At 63.5% G+C, this 18,829-nt stretch carries 13 protein-coding genes and 1 tRNA gene; 7 read left to right on the plus strand and 7 right to left on the minus strand.

Features of this window, described 5'->3' with window-relative positions; all coding sequences use genetic code 11:
* Positions 1 to 180: 180 nt before the first annotated feature.
* From BRX37_RS07520 to BRX37_RS07530, 3 genes are all read right to left on the minus strand, one after another.
* Complete coding sequence (locus BRX37_RS07520; RefSeq protein ID WP_125986095.1) at positions 181 to 1,788, minus strand: FAD-dependent oxidoreductase; 1,608 nt, start codon at positions 1,786 to 1,788, stop codon at positions 181 to 183.
* 29 nt (positions 1,789 to 1,817) lie between these two features.
* Positions 1,818 to 4,727: a TonB-dependent receptor gene (locus tag BRX37_RS07525; RefSeq protein WP_318276633.1), complete on the minus strand. Its 2,910-nt coding sequence runs from the start codon at positions 4,725 to 4,727 to the stop codon at positions 1,818 to 1,820.
* Positions 4,728 to 4,855: 128 nt separating this feature from the next.
* Positions 4,856 to 5,545, minus strand: coding sequence for a FecR family protein (locus tag BRX37_RS07530; RefSeq protein WP_125986097.1), 690 nt, complete (start codon positions 5,543 to 5,545; stop codon positions 4,856 to 4,858).
* Positions 5,546 to 5,734: 189 nt separating this feature from the next.
* Between BRX37_RS07530 and BRX37_RS07535 the strand changes: the two genes are divergently transcribed.
* Entirely contained in the window at positions 5,735 to 6,604 is an 870-nt protein-coding gene (locus tag BRX37_RS07535; protein ID WP_125986098.1) for a TonB-dependent receptor, read from the plus strand.
* A gap of 532 nt (positions 6,605 to 7,136) precedes the next feature.
* Here the strand turns inward: BRX37_RS07535 and BRX37_RS07540 are convergent.
* Positions 7,137 to 7,757, minus strand: a complete 621-nt coding sequence (locus BRX37_RS07540; RefSeq protein ID WP_125986099.1) for a hypothetical protein — start codon at positions 7,755 to 7,757, stop codon at positions 7,137 to 7,139.
* Between the two features lie 277 nt (positions 7,758 to 8,034).
* Between BRX37_RS07540 and BRX37_RS07545 the strand changes: the two genes are divergently transcribed.
* Positions 8,035 to 8,286: a hypothetical protein gene (locus tag BRX37_RS07545; RefSeq protein ID WP_125986100.1), complete on the plus strand. Its 252-nt coding sequence runs from the start codon at positions 8,035 to 8,037 to the stop codon at positions 8,284 to 8,286.
* On the opposite strand, the gene BRX37_RS07550 is transcribed toward BRX37_RS07545, so the two are convergent.
* Together BRX37_RS07550 and BRX37_RS07555 are read right to left on the minus strand one after the other, a co-directional pair.
* A complete protein-coding gene (locus tag BRX37_RS07550) occupies positions 8,250 to 8,447 on the minus strand; it encodes an Arm DNA-binding domain-containing protein (protein ID WP_318276634.1) in 198 nt (65 codons plus the stop codon). The two genes, BRX37_RS07545 and BRX37_RS07550, sit on opposite strands and share 37 nt — an antisense overlap.
* A 164-nt stretch (positions 8,448 to 8,611) precedes the next feature.
* A tRNA-Thr gene (locus tag BRX37_RS07555) sits at positions 8,612 to 8,687 on the minus strand.
* A 204-nt stretch (positions 8,688 to 8,891) separates the two neighbouring features.
* On the opposite strand from BRX37_RS07555, the gene BRX37_RS07560 reads away from it, so the two are divergent.
* Together BRX37_RS07560 and BRX37_RS07565 are read left to right on the plus strand one after the other, a co-directional pair.
* Positions 8,892 to 10,166: a PAS domain-containing protein gene (locus BRX37_RS07560; protein WP_125986101.1), complete on the plus strand. Its 1,275-nt coding sequence runs from the start codon at positions 8,892 to 8,894 to the stop codon at positions 10,164 to 10,166.
* A 332-nt stretch (positions 10,167 to 10,498) separates the two neighbouring features.
* On the plus strand, positions 10,499 to 15,160 hold the full coding sequence (locus tag BRX37_RS07565; protein ID WP_125986102.1) for an NAD-glutamate dehydrogenase: 4,662 nt from the start codon (positions 10,499 to 10,501) through the stop codon (positions 15,158 to 15,160).
* A 118-nt stretch (positions 15,161 to 15,278) separates the two neighbouring features.
* On the opposite strand, the gene BRX37_RS07570 is transcribed toward BRX37_RS07565, so the two are convergent.
* Positions 15,279 to 16,400: an MlaA family lipoprotein gene (locus BRX37_RS07570; protein ID WP_125986103.1), complete on the minus strand. Its 1,122-nt coding sequence runs from the start codon at positions 16,398 to 16,400 to the stop codon at positions 15,279 to 15,281.
* Positions 16,401 to 16,709: 309 nt separating this feature from the next.
* Between BRX37_RS07570 and BRX37_RS07575 the strand changes: the two genes are divergently transcribed.
* Genes BRX37_RS07575 through BRX37_RS07585 form a run of 3 tightly spaced genes read left to right on the plus strand, consistent with a single transcriptional unit; the run spans position 16,710 to position 18,811 of the window.
* Complete coding sequence (locus tag BRX37_RS07575; RefSeq protein WP_125986104.1) at positions 16,710 to 17,354, plus strand: PepSY-associated TM helix domain-containing protein; 645 nt, start codon at positions 16,710 to 16,712, stop codon at positions 17,352 to 17,354.
* 17 nt (positions 17,355 to 17,371) lie between these two features.
* Positions 17,372 to 17,905, plus strand: coding sequence for a DUF2271 domain-containing protein (locus BRX37_RS07580; RefSeq protein ID WP_069336671.1), 534 nt, complete (start codon positions 17,372 to 17,374; stop codon positions 17,903 to 17,905).
* 15 nt (positions 17,906 to 17,920) lie between these two features.
* On the plus strand, positions 17,921 to 18,811 hold the full coding sequence (locus BRX37_RS07585) for a DUF4198 domain-containing protein (RefSeq protein ID WP_125986105.1): 891 nt from the start codon (positions 17,921 to 17,923) through the stop codon (positions 18,809 to 18,811).
* Positions 18,812 to 18,829 lie beyond the last annotated feature (18 nt).

Raw genomic sequence — 18,829 nt, forward strand, 5'->3', positions numbered from 1 at the left:
TTAGACAAAATGCGACCGATGCGAATGAATCGCCCCCGTTGCTTTCAGTCGTTCCTTCCTTGCCGTCGGGCTAGTAATTTCCGATCCCCAGATGCGGCCATTCGGCGTTGTAAAACCGAGGTCAATTCCGTTTTTTTTTCTCAACGTCGACCTCCGGTCTCGACCGAACGATCCCATGTCTTAATCCAGCTCCAATATCTGTTCCTCAGACAGGAGAAGCTGTTTGAGCATCCCATAATCGATGTCCTGCACGCTCCTGCTCTCCCGGATCGCGATGGATGCCGCGGCGGCGGCGGATTGCCCCAGGATCATGAAGACGGGCTCCATACGGATCGAGCCATAGGCAATGTGCGATGCCGACAAGGCGACCGGGACGAGAAGATTGGTCGCCTCCTGGCGCTTCGGGATGATCGCATCATAGCTGATCGGATAGGCGCGTTCCGGGCTGACCTCGATATTCCCTTCGTTGCGCGCAAAGCCTCGTGCATCGACGATCCGCCGGACATTGTGCGAGTCCATATTATATGATCCCATGCCGACCGGCCGGGGCGTCGCCTTCGTGCCACGCAGATGCGGTTCGGCCATGACAAAATCCGAAACCATTCGCCGCGCTTCGCGCACATAAACTTCCCGCGGCCAGTTGCCATTACCGGTGAATTCATCCTTGCACAGACCCCAGCGCGACATTTCAGTGCGCGTCTCGGCCGGTACGCCGGGATCGTTTGCCATGAACCACAGCAGTCCCTGCTGATAGTCCACATGCTCCTGGATGATGGCAGCACGTTCGGTGTCGGTCCCCTCGGGATAGCGGTAATTCATGCCAATATCATCGAAGGAAAAGGCACCGAAATTGTTGGTGTCGGTCTTGCCGTTGGGGATGCGATCGAATTTGCGGAAAAAATCCCGATAGCCGGCATCCATATAGCGTTTGAGCAACGCATATTGGCGCGGATCATAATGGCGCGGCTTGGGAAAAGGCGTGCGGTTGGCTGGCACGTCGGTCAGGCACATGCGGAATGTATAGGCCTGTATGCGATGGTCGCCCGTGCCGTCCGGCGCGATCGGATCTGCAGTTACCCGCGGCAGCAGGCCGCTGCCGGGCTTGCCCGGGACGACATAGGGATCGATGTCCAGGGTGAATTGATGGTTGGTCGTGTTGGCCATCTGGACGCCGTTCAGCGTCTCGCCATAGGTGGCATTTGCTTCGCGCCCGACCGCAAAGCCCACCCCTGCCCCCGCCATCAAATCGCCTTCATAGCTGGCATCAATGAAGACACGTCCTGCAAAACGACGACCGGTCCCGGAACGGAAGGCGACAACCCGACCGGCTTTCACCTCCACGGCGCCATCCCGCCGATCGATCGGCTGGGATCGAACGACAGTAACACCGGCCTCCTTCAGCCAGGCCTCGTAAATCTCCTCAGCCACCTTGGGCTCGAACTGCCACATCGCATCGTCATTGACGAAATTCTCGGCGCTCGTCGGACGCCTGGCAAAGGTCCAGGCAGCCGGATCATCATAATGACGCTTCACCCGCCGATAAAATTCGAGCGAGAGACCACCAATGGCGCGATGATTGCCGGTGTCGGACCAGCCCAGGCCATTGGTCGTCATGCCGCCGACATAGGCGTCGCGACAGACGAGAAGTACCGACCGGCCCAGCCGCCGTGCCTCGACCGCCGCAATGACGCCGGCCGAGGTGCAGCCATATATCACGATATCCGCCGGCGCTTGTGCAACCGTGCTGGCGTCAGCCGCACCGGCCAGCAGAAGGGCCGCGGCGAGCATGGGGCGAAGCGCCTTGATCCTGCCAGCCATCAGAAAGTCGCCGCCACGCCGAAGAAGAAACGGCGGTCCTCTCGCAGCGAACTGAGCAGGCGCGCCGGATCCTGGAGATATTGCCGTTCGACGGAGCGGGTAAGATTGATGGCCTCCGCCGTCAGGCGGACGGTCTTGGTGAGGTTGATCTGGGCCGAAGCGTCGAGTTGCCCCCTAGCCTGCATATAGGAGCTGCCGCCCGATGCGGCGCTGCCCTGCCCCTGCAGATATTTGCTGCGGCGGATATAGGCGACCCGGAAGGACAGCAGCTCGTCCTCATAATAGCCGATGAGATTATAGCTATGCTTCGACAGGCCCGGCAATGGCAGGCCGCGTTGGGTCGCCTCGTCGACGAGCGGCGTCTTGCTGTCGACGAAGGTATAATTCGCCTGGATGCCGAGATTGTCGAAGGGCGCCGGCAGAAAACGCAGCGCGTGCTGATAGGCCAGTTCAAATCCCTTGATGGTACCCGACTTACCATTGACCGGCTGAGTGATCTGGAACAGGTCGTCGGGTCCCGTCGACAGGCCGGGCACGAATTCGGGCTGGGTCGTGTTGATGGTGAAGGAACTGACGTCCTTGTAGAAGCCGGCAAGCGTCAGCGCACTGGACGGCGCAAAATACCATTCCAGTGTGGCATCATATTGCGTTGCCTGGAACGGCCGCAGGGCGGGATTGCCGCGCGCCCCCGTGCGGGCAACGATGAATGGAATGAAGCTCACTCCGACATCGTTGAGGCTGGGACGCGCGACCACCTTGGCAGCGGCACCGCGGAACATGAGGCTGGGCGACAGCTCGAGCGAGAGGTTGGCGCTCGGCAACCAATAGTCGAAGCGCGATTTCGACGCGGTTGCCTGTGTGTCCGACAGATAGCCCGAGGATATGCGCTCGATGCTGATATAGCGCACCCCCGCATTGCCGGTAATCGGCATCGATCCGACCTCGCTCTTGAAATTGGCCCGGACATAGAAGGCAAGCGTGTCCTGATCCACGTCGCGGATCGATACGCGGCCAAGGGGGATCGTGTCGGCACGAGGGATCGGCAGGCCAAATGCATCGCGTGCAACATCCTTGTCCACAGTCCCGGTCAGCAAGTCGCGTGGAAAATCGCCCGAGGCTCCAGGGAAGAAGCTGCTCATGCTATTGTCATAATTGAGCCCCGGCATCTCATCGACAGTGATGATGCCATCGCCATTCTTGTCACCAACGGCCAGCAGGCTTGCCGCGGAGGGGACGCTTTGTGGCGATTCCGAATAAAATTTGATCTTCTCGTAGCGCGAGCCAACCTGGATCGAACTGAGTAAACCCCAGTCAGTGCGGATGTCGAAATCGACACGGCCGTCATAGCCACTGTTGTTGGTGATATTGTCGCCATCGAAGATCGATGCCAGCTGATATTGCGCCGGATCGTTACGGTCGAAATTGGTGTCGAGCGAGAGGTTGGGCACCGGGCCACCCGCCGAGAAATCATAGCTCGCATTGGTGACATTGCCGGCACGCGGGACCACCACATAGGTGAAGGATGCGCCAGGGCCACCATCCGTGCCCTTCCCCTTGCTGTAGGAAGCGTCCGCCGACATCTTCACGACATCACCATCATATTTGGTCGAGAAACCAAGATTGGTGGATCGGAACTCGGTCGGCTCGTCATAGATGAGCGGCCGCAGCGTCACGCCGGTGAAGGTGCCGCTGACGACCGTGCCATGTTCGTCAGCAACGGCGTCGACATCATTATTGTTGAAGAGAATCTGGTAATTGGCGCTGTTGCGTTCCCGTTTCAGCCGGGAATAGGTGCCGTCGAGAATGATCTCCCAATTGTCGGCAGGACGAAACTGCAGCGAACTGTTGAGCGTCAGGCGTTGCTCCCGCCGATCATAGATGCGCGCCATGAAACGATTCGGCCGGAACAGGCCGGGATCATCGACGCCATCACCATCGCCGTCGATGGCATCGGTACGGGTCCAGCCGCCGGAATCGAACGACTGTCCCTGGGTATGGCTATTGGAATAGGCGATGCTGGCAAGGACGCCGAAGCGGTCGTCAAAATTCTTCGAGATGAGGGCTGAGCCTCGGTAGCCAAGATGATCGGCCTGGTCGGTATAGGCCCCCTGCAGCCGCCCGCTGATGACAAGGTCGTCAAGGTCGAGCGGACGTTTGGTCTTGAGGTTCACGGTGGCGCCGAGCGCCCCTTCGGGCATGTCGGCGGTGGGAGACTTCGAGACGACGATGCTGCCGATGATTTCCGGACTGATCGATTCAAGCGACGCACTGCCCCCTGCACCCGGCCCCAGGAAGGTGCGGCCGTTGATTTCCAGACGGTTCTGGGAAATGCCGCGAACGGTGAAGTTGGAGCCGTCGCCTTCGCGCCGGGTGATCTGGACGCCGGTGATGCGGCTCATGGATTCGGCGACATTCTGGTCAGGCAGCTTGCCGATATCCTGCGCCGTGATGACATCGACGATGTTGCTGGCGCGGCGCTTCACATTGATCGACTGCTGCAGCGAGCCGCGAATGCCGGTAACGATGATGTCCTGCGCCGCCTGGTTGTCGGAAGAGACAATATCATCTGGTGCTGCGCCCGCCGTTTCATGCTCCTGTGGATTGGACTCGCCGGCCGGCGTCATGGTGAAAGCGGCTGCCGGGGTCGGCCTCGCCTTGCCTCGCTTGAGAACGATGGCGCTGCCGACCCTGACCATGACGAGATCCGTGCCTACAAGCAGGCGCTGAAGCGCCTGCGACACATCCATCGCCCCTTTGACACCGGAAATGGTAACGCCTTCAGCTGTGGGTGCCGACACCAATATTTCGATACCCGCCTGTCTGGCAAAGAGCGGGATGCCGGTGCGCGCCGGTTGCGCGGGGATATCGAATCGCCGGACCTGGGCCACCGCCTCCGCTGGCGAAGCCATGGTCCACGCCAGGCTGGCTGAGGCCAACAGAAAATGGGCGCGCGAAGCTCTCATACATCCTCCCCTGTCTGGCGCCCTGTTTTCTGGTGCGCTCTCGATCATCAAGAGACGGGCGGGTCGGTTTTCCGTCAGCTGCCTGCGATCTTTTTTCGCGAAAGGCGAATTTCCTCGGCCGTCGTACTTACCGAAATATCGAGGGAAATGGCCAGGGTCCGCGCAAAACCTGCCGGATTATCGATCCGGAACAGGCCGACCAGCTTCTCATTGGCCAGGCTCGGGTCGGACAGCACCAATTGCTGCTTGTTGTAGCGGTTGAACCGGGCAATGGCGTCAGACAATGTGTCCCCTTCGAGCGCGATTTCACCCGCTCGCCAGGCGAGCGACCTTTCTATCGCCTGCGGTGAATTGCCAGTGGCGGGAACCAGCGCACCGCGCTCGAAGGTCGCAAAATCTCCGGCCTTGAGGATGGTCATGGCCCCTGCCCCGTTACGGGCCCAGGCTGCAACGACCCCCTCGGTCACGGCAATCTGCACGCCATTTTCGGTCCGACTGACGGAAAAGGCCGTGCCGATCGCCCTTGCCTGCGCAATACCGGCATCGACGATGAAGGGACGCCGTCGGTCCTTTGCAACCTGAAACCAGGCCTGACCTTTTGCCAGCGTGACGCGTCGGCTTTCCTCGTCGAGGGCAACCCGCAGGTCGCTACCACTGTCGATCGTTGCGACCGAACCATCTTCGAGTGGAAGACGCCGAATTTCACCGCGCTCGGTCGCGATACAGGCAACATCCGTGTCAGCGGTGTCTATGACCTGACCCATCCCGACCAGGCGCTTGATGCGCTCAGCCGGACGCTGGAACTACGCCAAATCCGCCTGACCGATCGCTCCATTCTGTTGAGCCGATAAATATTTCGTCTGCGACATACCCAATCCGGAGCCAATCCCGTCAACGCTAATGAAAGTCGATCTCAAATTTTCGACTTCAAGCAGTTCCGGGGGAATATCCACATGTCCTTTCTCGTCTCCATCCGTTCCGGCCTGTTGGCCTCGGCCCTAGCGTTCACACCGGTAGGGGCTTTGGCGCAGGTTGTGCCATCTGCGAGCATGAACAGTACCTACACCATCCCTGGAGGCGGGCTGACATCGGCGCTAAATCAGTTTGCCGAGGCAAGCGGGATGCAGATTTCCTATCAGGCGACGTTGGCCGAGGGCTTAACCAGCCAAGATGTCAGCGGCCGCATGTCGCCTGGCGAGGCGCTGACCGCCTTGCTGCGCGGCACGGGCCTGTCTTGGCGTTTCGTCGATGCTCGCACCGTCACCATCGAGCGAGCGCAGCGTGGCGTGATGGCGCTCGACCCGATTTACGTCAACGCTGCTTATACCGTAGCAACTGCGAGTGGCGATGACGAAAGCGAGGGGGACGAGCAATCGACAGGTCGCGCCAGTTCGACCATCATCGTCAATGCACAACGGGCGCAGAACGATGCCGAAGCCGCCACTGGCCCCTGGGGCGCGAAGGCGGTGCTCGATACGCCCTATTCGATCAGCGTTACGTCCAAGGATCTGATCCAAACGGTAGTCGCGGGCGACATGGACCAGATTTTCAAGATGAACCCGGTGGTACAGGCTTCGGCGCCGACCACGCATAACGGCGTTCCGTTCGCGGCGATCCGCGGGTTCCATTCCGATGCTGGTGTAATGGATGGCTTGCGTCTGTCCTCGGCATCCACAGGCCTCGCCATGGAGGAGATCGAGCGGATCGAGATCATGAACGGCCTGTCGGGCTTCATGTATGGCGTGGGCAACCCCGGTGGCGTGACCAATCTCGCGGCTTTGTTTAACAGGATCAGGGAACACGATCCCAAATGCACAGGTTAGCCCCAGTGCGAACAGAATATGGAGCCCCAGCGTAAGACCGGCAGGCGCATATCTCGCGAAAGAACGGCGCGAATATACGCTGCCTTTCGATCCGGAACGCCTTGAAGATGCCCTACGCTTGCTCACATGCCTACATACAATTGCGAATCAATCGCACTTATGAGCAACACTCCGCTCTGCGCAAGGTGGACAAGGTTGATAACGCCCGGCAACCGATCATCGAGCCCGTTCTTCAGCCGACCCTTTGTCGCCATCTAGCCGTCGATTTTGCGTCCCCAAGTGCGGACCGTCTCCTTTCCCATTCTGGATGGCCAAGACTGGCCGTAAGGAGAATGGCAGGTTCCGGATTTCGAAAATGCGATAGCTGCCATTACATTCCGGGTCGGGGAGAAAAATCGACGCTGTCAGGGGGCGCGGAATATCGATCCTTCACATGCGGAATGCTGCACAACTGTATATCGGCCGCCCGAACGTCAGCAGCCGATAAGCGGAGGCAACCAGATATGATGGCAATCCGCATTGGCGCGCAATATCATAGATTTCGGTCAGTTTGAGCGATGGCACCTGCTCCGAGATGTCGGAGGGATGCTTCACACCCCATGAAAAGACTGAGCCGGTCACCGCGCATCCGCGTCCGCTGCAGTGCGCGTACCATCGCCTGGGCCGTCGCGTTCAGTTCGGCCGCCGCCTGACCTTGAAGATAGCATCGCCCGGAATCCAGTTGATGCCGCAAGCTTTTGGGCAGGTCGGGAACCAGATCGTCCATGAGCATCGGGTCCACGGATACGAACAGACTCTCCAACCTGCCAACATAGCTGGTCTGTCCCCGACAGTCTGGCGTGTGGCTGATGCAGCTCATCCCGGCCTCCAGCAGATAGCTCTGGTCGCGTTGCTGATCCGATGTCGAGAATTGCGATTTACCCGCGATCGCACAGGAGAAATTGATGCGGTGCCAGTCGTCGTGGACGTCGAAGCTGATGGGTTTGGCCAGATCGCCTTCCCATACCATGAGATCTATGCCCGGCTGGAGCTCCACGCGCGAAAAGGAGCCGTTTCCGCCAGCTCCCGCGCCCATGCCGCCATCACCGATGAGCGCCGAGATCGGCGTTTCGATGATGCGCGAGAAAGGGCTGGAATTGAGGGGGGCAGACATGGGGGCGGGTGCTCCTTGCGGATCCGATACGGGCATAAACAAATCCGTCTCGGGCAGATTTGCAGTTGATAATCATTAGCATATGGGGCGCCTTGACGGTTCGTGTCGAGGCCTTTGCGGCGCATTCCTCCAACGCTGCTGCCCTCGCCGAGCGACGGGTCGGCGTCAGTTGGCAGGAGGCCCGGGGGTTATTGAATTGCAAGGAGATTACGAAATGCGCTGCCCGCCGATCAGGGGAAGTCGGTTTTCATTCGGAGGCGCCAGGCGGCCGGCCACAATGGCGGCGCTGCTGCTCGGTACGACAGCGCTAGCGCCGATGTCGGTCCTAGCGCAGGAAGCTTCGCCAGCCAGGGAACGCGAGACGATCACCGTCACCGGCCAGCGGGACAAGGACGAACAGGTCGACCTTGGCGCCAAGGCGATCCAGCGCCGCAACACCAGCAATATGGCCGATCTGATCGAGAGCATTTCGGGCCTGCACATCAACAGCCTCTATTCGCGCGCGGACGTGAGGCTCAGATCAGGATAGCGACCAAGCGCCATTTTCTTCTCGATGCCGTGAAAGCGGAATTTGACCCGCCAAAGTAACGAGCCGTTTGGATTGACCAGAAGATAGAGCCCCCTAGCATCGGCCACTTTGTAGGGTTTTTCCTTTGGTTTTAAGGACCTTATCTGGACCACGGTTAGCATTTGGGGGCCTCGACTCAAAAATGTCGGTGAGGCCCCCAATTCGAGGCCCCCAAATTGCCCGGATGCAGGCGAACAGAAGGGGACCCCGGTGGAAAGCCGATGCCCGATTATACCATGTTTTCCGTGGGTTTTCGAGGTTTAAGCCCCCTCGAACAGGGCAGGCCTGGTGCCGCTTACGTGACTCGAACACGTGACCCTCGCATTACGAATGCGATGCTCTACCAACTGAGCTAAAGCGGCACTGGCGCGGGCAGATAACAGCGGTCGGGCGATTGGACAAGCGCCCAAATGCACTTTCTTGCCCCCGCCCCTGCCGCCGCAGCACAATCGACCGATATTGCGCGCCATCCATCCGCTTTTGCGCGCGAATTTACGGCATGTTTACCATCCCTGTGGCACAGCCTTGCGCAAAGTCGCTTATTCTCTGTTCCAAGGACCGACCGGATGGACATTCTGCGGGGGCATGACGTCGCCAACGACCAGGACGATTTCGAATATCCCGGTGATGCCGCGATCGACCGTCCGCTCGCCGTGGGATATGAGGAACGGCGCATGCAGGTGCGCGCCTATAATCATTGGGCGTCGCTGCTGGGCGATCGCGCCCTACCCCTGATCGAGGATCTCTCGCCCGATCAGATGGACGATTTCGGTCCCTATAGCGTGCTGCTCGATTTCACCGCCGGCATCGAGAATCCCGCGATCGTCTATCTGGGCACGGCGCTGCGCGAGGAATGCGAGATCGAGGGGCCGATCGGCCATATCGCCGATGTTCCGGCCCGTTCGCTGCTGTCGCGCCTGACCGATCATTATCTCCAGATCATCGCCAATGCCGCCCCGATCGGATTCGAGGCGGAGTTCATCAACCAGCGCGGCCGCGAGATTCTCTATCGCGGCATCCTGATGCCCTTTTCCGCGCAGGGCGATTCGATCGACTTCGTGTTCGGCGTGATCAACTGGAAGGAAATGGCCAGCCACGCTTTGTCGGTCGCGATCGAGCGTGAGGTCGACACCAATTTGCTGCACAATCCCCCGGCGCGCAGCGATGCGCCGATCTGGGCCGATGGACCGGGCGCGGACGAGGATGACGACGTGCTGGACCTGGCCGGCATGGAGATGCCGACCGAGGATGCGCCGCTCGCCGACTGGCTGGCACTCGCCCGCGAAGGCGCGGAAAAGGCCCGCACCAGCGAGGCGCGCAGCCATGCCGCCCTCTATCGCGCGATCGGCCTTGCCTATGATTTCGCGCTGGTGACCCGCCGATCGGCCGAGGAATATGCCGAACTGCTGGAAGATTATGGCATCAAGGCGCAGGCGCGCAGCCCGATGACCGCCGTCATCAAGCTGGTCTTCGGCGCCACCTACGACAAGACGCGCATCACCGAATATGCGACCGCGCTGGATCATGCCGCGACCGCCAGCCTGTCGGTCGGCAGCTTCGCCGCCTATCTGGCCTCCTATGATGGCGGCCTCAAAGCCCTGGTCCGCGACGAGCGCGCCGCGCGCCGCGCGGACATGCCCGCCCGCCCCGACAAGCGCCAGACCGCCCGCGACACGATGAAATGCGCCACCGCGCTCGATCCGCTGGCCGTCGCCACCGACAATGATGGTCTGGCCGTCGTCGTCGCCCGGCGCGAGGCGGATGGCACGCTGGCGATCGTCGGCGCGCTGCCGGAAGGATCGGACCTGGGCCAGCGCGTGATCCTGGCCGCCGCCGACTAAGATCTTGCCTCGGCGCCGGCCCTCACCCCCAGCCGTGCCGCAAACGCGCCATCCTGGGGTGACATCGCGGCTTTCCAAGTGCATAGGGGCATGCCTGCTCTTCGGGCCATGCCTTCAGGACATCGATATCCGCCAGTAACGGGCGGCCCGACCATGCTGCGCTGCATCATAATATTTCACGCGCGCGAAATTTTATTTCGACCAATACTTGAGACGATTCGGTGAGAGGGGCATATAGAGGCCCCTAGGACAAGGAGTCGTCTGGCGGTGTTCCAGCGCCTCCTCCGTTTCGGCAACGGCGGGACATTTCCCCGCGGCTAAGAGGTAGGCGAATGACGGCGCTGGCTGATCCCAATATCAAGGAAGTCGATTCAACTGTTCGCGCGGCGCTGGAAGGCGTCCTGGCAAAGGGCGCCCTGCCCGGCGAGAGCGAGGGATTTGATCAGGCGGCCATCGCCGCCGCTGCGGCCTTCCTGGGTCGCACCGCCAATGCGCGCAAGGCCGGCCAGCCCGGCATCGCGATCGAGACGCTGGGCGAAGGCGCCACCGGCCGCTTCATGCGGATCGCGCTGATCAACGACGACATGCCCTTCCTGGTCGATTCGATCGCCACCACGCTCGCGGCGGCCGACATCAGCATCCACCGGCTGCTTCACCCCGTCCTGTCGATATCGCGCGGCGCCGATGGCACCCTGTCCGCGATCCTGGACGATGATGCGCCCGGCGCATTGCGGGAATCGATGATCTATATCGAGGCCGACCGGGCCGACGCAAAGGCCCGCCGCGCGCTCGAAAAGGCGCTGGAAGACACGCTGGCCGACGTTCGCGTCGCCGTGCGCGACTGGCCGCGCATGCAGGAAGCCATGTCGGCCGACGCCAATGCCGTCACCGACGATGAAGGCGCTGCGCTGCTGCGCTGGTTCCTCGCGGGCCATTTCACCCAGATCGGCCATGAACTGTGCAGCCGGGTCGGCACCTCGGAAGAGCGGCTGGGCATCTGCGCGCTGCGTGACAAGCCGATGATCGCGCCGGCCTCGCGCGAGGCCGCCTTCACCTGGTTCGAGGAAGGCAAGCGCAGCCCGCTCATCATCAAGTCCAACATCCTCTCGCGCGTGCATCGCGGCGTGCTGCTGGACCTCATCATCCTGCCGGTGCGCGAGGGCAAGAGCGTCACCGGCCTGTCGATCCACGCCGGCATGTGGACCAGCGCGGCGCTTGCCGCCTCGCCGGAAAAGGTGCCGCTGCTGCGCTCGGCGCTGTCGGCGCTGATGGACAAATATGGTTTCGACCCGGCCGGCCATGCCGGCAAGACGCTGGCCCATGCGCTCACCACCCTGCCGCACGACATATTGATCGGCTTCGAGCGGGACACGCTGGAGCATCTGGCGCTCACCTTCATGTCGCTGACCGACCGGCCGCGCCCCAAGCTGGTGCTCGCCACCAGCGCGCTCGCCCGTCACCTCTATGCCTTTGTCTGGCTGCCGCGCGACGAACTGTCGACCGCGCGCCGCGTCGCGATCCAGGACATGCTGGCCAAGGCAGCGAATGGCCCGGTATTGAGCTGGTCGATCGCGCTGGAGGAAGGCGGTTTGGCGCTGCTGCGCATCACCCTCGACCTGCGCGACGGCGGTGTCGTGCCCGATGATGCCGCGCTCGATCGTCAGCTCAAGCAGATGGTGCGCGGCTGGCTGCCCGCCGTCGAGGAAGCGCTGGCCGAAAGCGAGGAAGCCGGCCGCGCCGCGGCGCTGGCCCAGCGCTTCGCCCCCGGCTTCCCGATGGCCTATCGCAACGGCGCCGGCCCGGTCGAGGCGGCGGTCGATATCCGCCTGATCCACGGCCTGTCGGGTCCGGGCGACAAGTCGATCCGCATCTATCGCAATCCGGAAGACAGCGCCGAACGGCTGCGCCTCAAGCTCTACAGCCATGACGCGATCGCCCTGTCCGAAGTCGTCCCCGCCTTCGAGAATTTCGGTTTCCGCGTGATCGACGAGATGACCACGGCGATCGACGGCGGCGCGCTCGGCCATGTCCAGCGCTTCGTGCTGGAACTGCCGGCCGGCGGTGACGCCCAGGCGGTGATCGACCGCGCCGAAGTCGTGACCGAGGCGATCGCCCAGGTGATCGAAGGCGTCGCCGAAAATGACAGGTTCAACGAACTGATCGTCACCGCCGGCTTCGCGCCGCGCGCGGTGGTGCTGTTCCGCGCGCTGTTCCGCTATCTGCGCCAGACCGGCACCGCCTTTGGCATGGCGACCTTCGCCGACACGCTGCGCCGTGAACAGGGCGTCGCCCGCAATCTTGTCGCCCTGTTCGAAGCGCTGCACGATCCCGCCGCGCAGGACGGCAGCGACAAGGCGACCGCCATCCAGGCGGAGATCGACGCGGGCCTGGAACAGGTCAGCTCGATCGACGAGGATCGCGTGCTGCGCCTGATCCGGGCCGTCATCACCGCGACGCTGCGCACCAACTTCTATGCCCCGGCTGCGGCCGAGGCGCTGGCGTTCAAGATCGACAGCGCCCTCGTCCCCGGCCTGCCGGCGCCGCTGCCCTGGCGGGAAATCTGGGTCTACAGCCCGCGCGTCGAGGGCATCCATCTGCGCGCCGGCCCGGTCGCCCGTGGCGGCCTGCGCTGGTCCGACCGTCGCGACGATTTCCGCACCGAAATCCTGGGCCTGATGAAGGCGCAACGTGTCAAGAACGCTGTCATCGTGCCGACCGGCGCGAAGGGCGGCTTCTACCCCAAGCAACTGCCCAATCCGCAGGTCGACCGTGATGCCTGGTTCGCCGAAGGCACGGAAAGCTATCGCATCTTTATCCGCACCCTGTTGTCGATCACCGACAATATCGTGAAGAACAAGGTGAAGCACCCCGCCCAGGTGGTGGTGCGCGATGGCGACGATCCCTATTTCGTGGTCGCCGCAGACAAGGGCACCGCGACCTTCAGCGACGTCGCCAATGCGATCGCGCTGGAGCGGGACTTCTGGCTGGGCGACGCCTTCGCCAGCGGCGGCTCCAACGGCTATGACCACAAGGCGATGGGCATCACCGCCAAGGGCGCCTGGATCAGCGTCCAGCGTCACTTCGCCGAAATGGGCGTCGATGTGCAGAGCGAGCCGGTCAAGGTCGTGGGCTGCGGCGACATGTCGGGCGACGTGTTCGGCAACGGCATGCTGCTCAGCAAGGCGATCAAGCTGGTCGCCGCCTTCGACCATCGCCACATCTTCCTCGACCCCAATCCCGATCCGGCCAAGAGCTGGGAAGAGCGCAACCGCATGTTCGCCCTCCCCCGCTCCAGCTGGGAGGATTATGACAAAGGCCTGATCTCCGAGGGCGGCGGCGTGTTCGCCCGCAGCCTCAAGAAGATCCCGCTCACCCCGCAGGTGCAGGAAATCCTGGGCGTGACCGAAAGCGAGATGGAGCCGACCGCGCTCATCTCCGCCATCCTCAAGAGCCCCAACGACTTGCTGTGGTTCGGCGGCATCGGCACCTATGTGAAGGCCGCCGCGCAGAGCCATGGCGATGTCGGCGACCCGGCCAATGACCGGCTGCGCGTCAATGCCGAACAGCTGCGCGTCAAGGTGGTGGGCGAAGGCGCGAACCTTGGCACCACACAGGCCGGCCGCATCGCCTTCTCGCTGCATGGCGGGCGGATCAACACCGACTTCATCGACAATAGTGCCGGCGTCGACTGCTCGGATAATGAGGTCAACATCAAGATCGCGCTGAACAAGGAAATGGCGGAAGGCCGCCTGCCCTTCGACAAGCGCAATGCCCTGCTGGAAAGCATGACCGACGCGGTCGGCGCGATCGTGCTGGAGGATAACCGGCTTCAGGCGCTCGGCCTGTCGATCGCCGAAAGCGGCGGCGCGGCGGACCTTGCCTCCTATGTCCGGCTGATCGAGACGTTCGAGGAAACCGGCCGTCTAGACCGCCAGGTCGAGGGGCTGGCCGCCAATGAGCAGCTGCTGCGGCGTGGCCAGGATGGCCAGGGCCTCACCCGCCCCGAACTCGCCGTGCTGCTCTCCACCGCCAAGCTGGCGCTGCAGGACGCGATCGAACATGGCGACCTTGCCACCGATCCCAGCATGGGCGCGGAACTGGCCGCCGCCTTCCCTGCCGCGATGCAGGAGAAGGAAGCCGACGCGATCGCGGCCCATGCGCTCAAGAAGGAGATCATCGCCACCAAGGTTGCGAACCGCATCGTCAACCGCCTTGGCATCATCCATCCGTTCGAACTGGCGGAAGAAGAGGGCTGCTCGCTCGCCGATCTCGCCAGCGCCTTCCTGATCGCCGAGCGGCTCTACGACATCCGCACCCTGTGGGCGGATATCGACGCGGCCGACATGTCGGAAGCCGCCCGCCTGGCCCTGTTCGGCGACATTGCCAGCGGCATGCGCGCGCAGATCGCCGATATCCTGCGCAGCGTGCCCGCCGGCACCCTGCCGGACGCCGGCCATGCGATCCTGGCCAAGGGCGTCGAAACGCTCGCCAACCAGGTCGACGACCTGCTCACCAGCGAAGCCCTGCGCCGTGTCACTGCCGTTACCGATCGCCTGCTCTCGCTCGGTGCGCCCGATACGCTGGCAGTGCGCACCGCCGGCCTGTTCAAGCTGGATGGCGCGGTCGGCATCGCCGCGCTCGCCGGTCGCCTGAAGATGGACGAGATCGCGCTGACCCGCGCCTTCACCCATCTGGGCGAGGCTGTCGGCATCGACTGGGTCCAGTCGGCCGCCGCCCGCATGGAACCGACCGATCCGTGGGAGCGGCTGCTCATCTCCGGCGTCGCGCGCGACATGCAGCAGGTGCGGCTCGACTTCCTGGCCCAGGGCAAGGGCAAGGATGTGTCCGACCATGTCGAGAAATGGCTGATCGAGCGCGGTGCGCGCATCCAGCAGTTCCGTGCCCTGGTGCAGCGCGCCAAGGCAGCGGCATCGCCCAATGTCGCAATGCTGGCGGAAATCGCCGGTCAGGCCCGCGGTCTGCTCGGCCGCTGAGGCCATCGCCCCTTCCCGTCACCGGGAAGGGGTTTCAACCGCCCCCCCCCAAAAAAAAAGAAAAAGGCGCCCGATCCAGTGATCGGGCGCCTTTTTCTTTTCTGTGCCTTTGCTGCGATCAGCGCGGGTCGGCGGGCAGCGGCTGAACCATCAGCGGCTTGGGCGCCGGTGCGGGGGCCGGTTCGGGTGCCGGCGCAGCAGCAGGCGCCGGTGCCGACTCCGCAGCAACCGGGGCCGCAGCCTCCGGCGCATCGGCTGCCGGCTTGTCCTTACCCGGCACGCGCAGCCCCGGACCATAGACCGGCGTCACGCCCGGCGTGTAGCGACCGTGCAGCGCCTCGATCTCCGCCTTGCGCTGGTTGAGATAGAGGTCGCGATAGCTGCCATAGGGATTGTCGTCGGAACGGATCGCCTGGATGCGCTCGTCGAACGCCGCGCGCTCGCCCAGCTGGTCCAGCACCGCCATCGGGATGACGACCGTGGGCTGGGTGAAGGGCTTGCCCACCGCGAAGGGCAGGATCATCTTGTCGACCGTGTCGCCGATAATGTCGCGCAGCGTCGTCGGGCCGACCAGCGGCAGATACATGTACGGCCCCGGCCCCACGCCATAGAAGCCCAGCGTGTTCGCGAGGCCATTGGGGCGATAGGGCAGGTTGAACGGCTTGCGCTTGGCAACGTCGAACAGGCCGACAAAGCCCAGCGTCGTGTTGATCGCGAAACGCCCCGCCGTCTCGAACGCCTTGCCCGGCTTGAACTGCAGCATATAGGCCGCGAACACGACCGGCTCGCCCAGGTTCGAGAAGAAGTTGCGCAGCCCCTTGCGCACCGGGCGCGGCAGGCCCTTGTTATAGGCCTTGGCCACCGGCTCGATCAGCGCCTTGTCGACGGCCTGGACCGCTTCGAAAGACTGTTCGTTGATCGCGGCGAAGGGATCGCGCTTGCGCAGCCCGGTATCGCCGGTCACGACGATCGCATTGGGATCGACCGGAACCTCTTCCTTGGGCTGCTCCGCAATCGGGCTCAGCGTCGGCAGCACGACCGGCGGCGGATAGGGACTGTCGGGTGACGGCGCCTGTGCCGGCGCCGGTGCGGGCTGGAGCGGATCGGCAGGACCAGTCTGGGGCGTTCCCGCCGGCGCAGGTGCCACGGCCGCAGCCGGCACCATCGGAGCGCCGCTGTCCACGACCTCCCCCTGTCCCGCCATCAGCATCATTCCAGTGGCGGCAACCGAAAGCAGCATAAATCGTCCCTTGTCACGGCCCCGTCTGGACGACGGGCCCAACGGCCAGCAACGGCCTGGATAAGGGCCGATAAACAGACATCGCATCCCCGCGACATCGCTGTCCAAGCTGATTTCGCTAGGGGGGCGTGCCGCACCCGTCAAGTATGGGGGTCAAGCAGGAGGCGGCAGGCGGAGACGCGCGTGCGGCGCTTTGGTTCCCGAACGCTTACATTTTGATACATTTTTCCTGTTGCGAGCGGTTTGCAATTGCGAGTCGTTCGCGTTATTCGGGCCACCTCATTTCCCACAGGACTCGCCGTTCTCTCGATGCACGCTCCCGCCCGCGCCCAGCCCAAGAAAAAGAAGAGCGCCAAGGCATTCTGGCTGAAGCAGCTGCATACTTGGCATTGGGTGAGTTCGGCGATCAGCCTGATCGGCCTGCTGCTCTTCGCCTTCACCGGCATCACCCTCAACCACGCCGCCGATGTCGAGGGTTCGCCCCGGACCGTCGAGAAGAGCGCCACCCTGCCCGCCCCGCTGTTGAAGCTGGTCGCGGCCGATGACGCGCCCGATGCCAAGAAGCCCCTGCCCGCCCCGATCGCCCAATGGGTCGAAAAGGAAATCGGCCAGAGCGGCGCGGGCGAGGCGGAATGGTCGGCGGACGAAGTCTATCTCGCCCTGCCGCGTCCCGGCGGCGATGGCTGGGTGTCGATCGACCGGCATGACGGCAAGGTCACCAGCGAAGCGACCAGCCGTGGCTGGGTCAGCTATCTCAACGACCTGCATAAGGGCCGCAATGCCGGCACCGTGTGGAAATGGTTCATCGATATCTTCGCCATCGCCTGCTTCCTGTTCGCGCTGACCGGCCTGCTGCTGCTCCAGTTGCACGCCGCCAAGCGGCCGAGCACCTGGCCGCTGGTCGCGATCGGGCTTGCGCTGCCGGCGCTGCTCGCCATCCTCTTCATCCACTAACGGGGGTCCATCTTTCCATGCAGATCAGTCCCAAGCTCATCCTGTCCGGCGGTGCCGCGCTCGGCGCCACCGGTGCGCTGGCCGCGCCGGCCGCCGCGCAGACCATGACCGTCACGGTCAATATCCCGCGCCTGTCGGTCGCCGAATATCACCGCCCCTATGTTGCCATCTGGCTGGAGAAGGAGGGCGCCGCCCCCCGCACGCTCGCGGTCTGGTATGATGTCGACAAGGCCAAGGGCGAAGGCACCAAATGGCTGCGCGACATCCGCCAGTGGTGGCGCGTGTCGGGCCGCACGATGAGCTTCCCGGCCGATGGCGTATCGGGCGCGACCCGCGCGCCGGGCGACCAGAAGATCGCCTTCACCGCCGGCAAGGGGCCGCTCGGCGCCCTGGGGCCGGGCAAATATACGCTGGTGGTGGAAGCCGCCCGTGAAGTCGGCGGCCGCGAACTGGTCCGCCTGCCCTTCACCTGGCCGGCCAAGCCCGGCGTCGCCGCCAAGGCACAGGGCAGCAGCGAACTCGGCGCCGTCAGCGTCAGCTTCGGCAAGTAACAGGGGACAAAGACCATGAAAGCCAAATATCTGATCGCGGGCGCGCTTGCCGCCCTGATGCTCTCCGGCGCGGCCCAGGCGCACCGCCAGTGGATGCTGCCCTCCTCCACCACCCTGTCCGGCACCGACAGCTGGGTGACGGTCGACGCGGCGGTCTCCAACGACCTCTTCTATTTCGAACATTTCCCGATGCGCACCGACGGCATCGCCGTGACCGAGCCGGATGGCACCACCGGCAAGATCGAAAATGCCGCCACCGGCAAATATCGTTCGACCTTCGACGTGCATCTGACCAAGCCCGGCACCTATCGCATCGCCAATGTCTCGACCATGGTGATGGGCAGCTACACCCTCAACGGCAAGCAGGAGCGCCTGCCGCGCGGCACCACCAAGGCCAATCTGGCCCAGGCGATCCCCGCCGGCGCCACCAATGTCCAGACCGCCGAGGCGAGCAACCGCAACGAGATCTTCGTGACCTTGGGCGCGCCGACCACCACCATCTTCAAGCCGACCGGCACCGGCATCGAACTGGTCCCGGTGACCCATCCCAATGACCTGGTGTCGGGCGAGACCGCGACCTTCCAGTTCCTGCTCGACGGCAAGCCCGCCGCCGACCTCAAGGTCACCGTCATTCCCGGCGGCATCCGCTATCGCGATGCGCTGGGCCAGATGGACCTCGTCACCGACAAGGATGGCAAGCTGGCCGTCAAATGGGGCGCCCCCGGCATGTACTGGCTGAACGCCAGCACCGGCGGCGGCCGCGAAGGTGGCCCCGGCGGTCCTGGTGGCCCCGGTGGTCCGGGCGCGCAGGGCGGCAAGCCGGAGGGCGCACCGCCCGCGCCGCCGGCCGGCCCGCCGCAGAAGCGCGCCTCCTACATCACCACGCTGGAAGTGCTGGCGCCCTGACCCGGCCCGCCGGCAATC

Origin of the sequence: Sphingomonas sp. S-NIH.Pt3_0716 (assembly GCF_003950715.1) — a bacterium.
In the GTDB taxonomy this organism is placed as follows: Bacteria; Pseudomonadota; Alphaproteobacteria; order Sphingomonadales; family Sphingomonadaceae; genus Sphingobium; species Sphingobium yanoikuyae_A.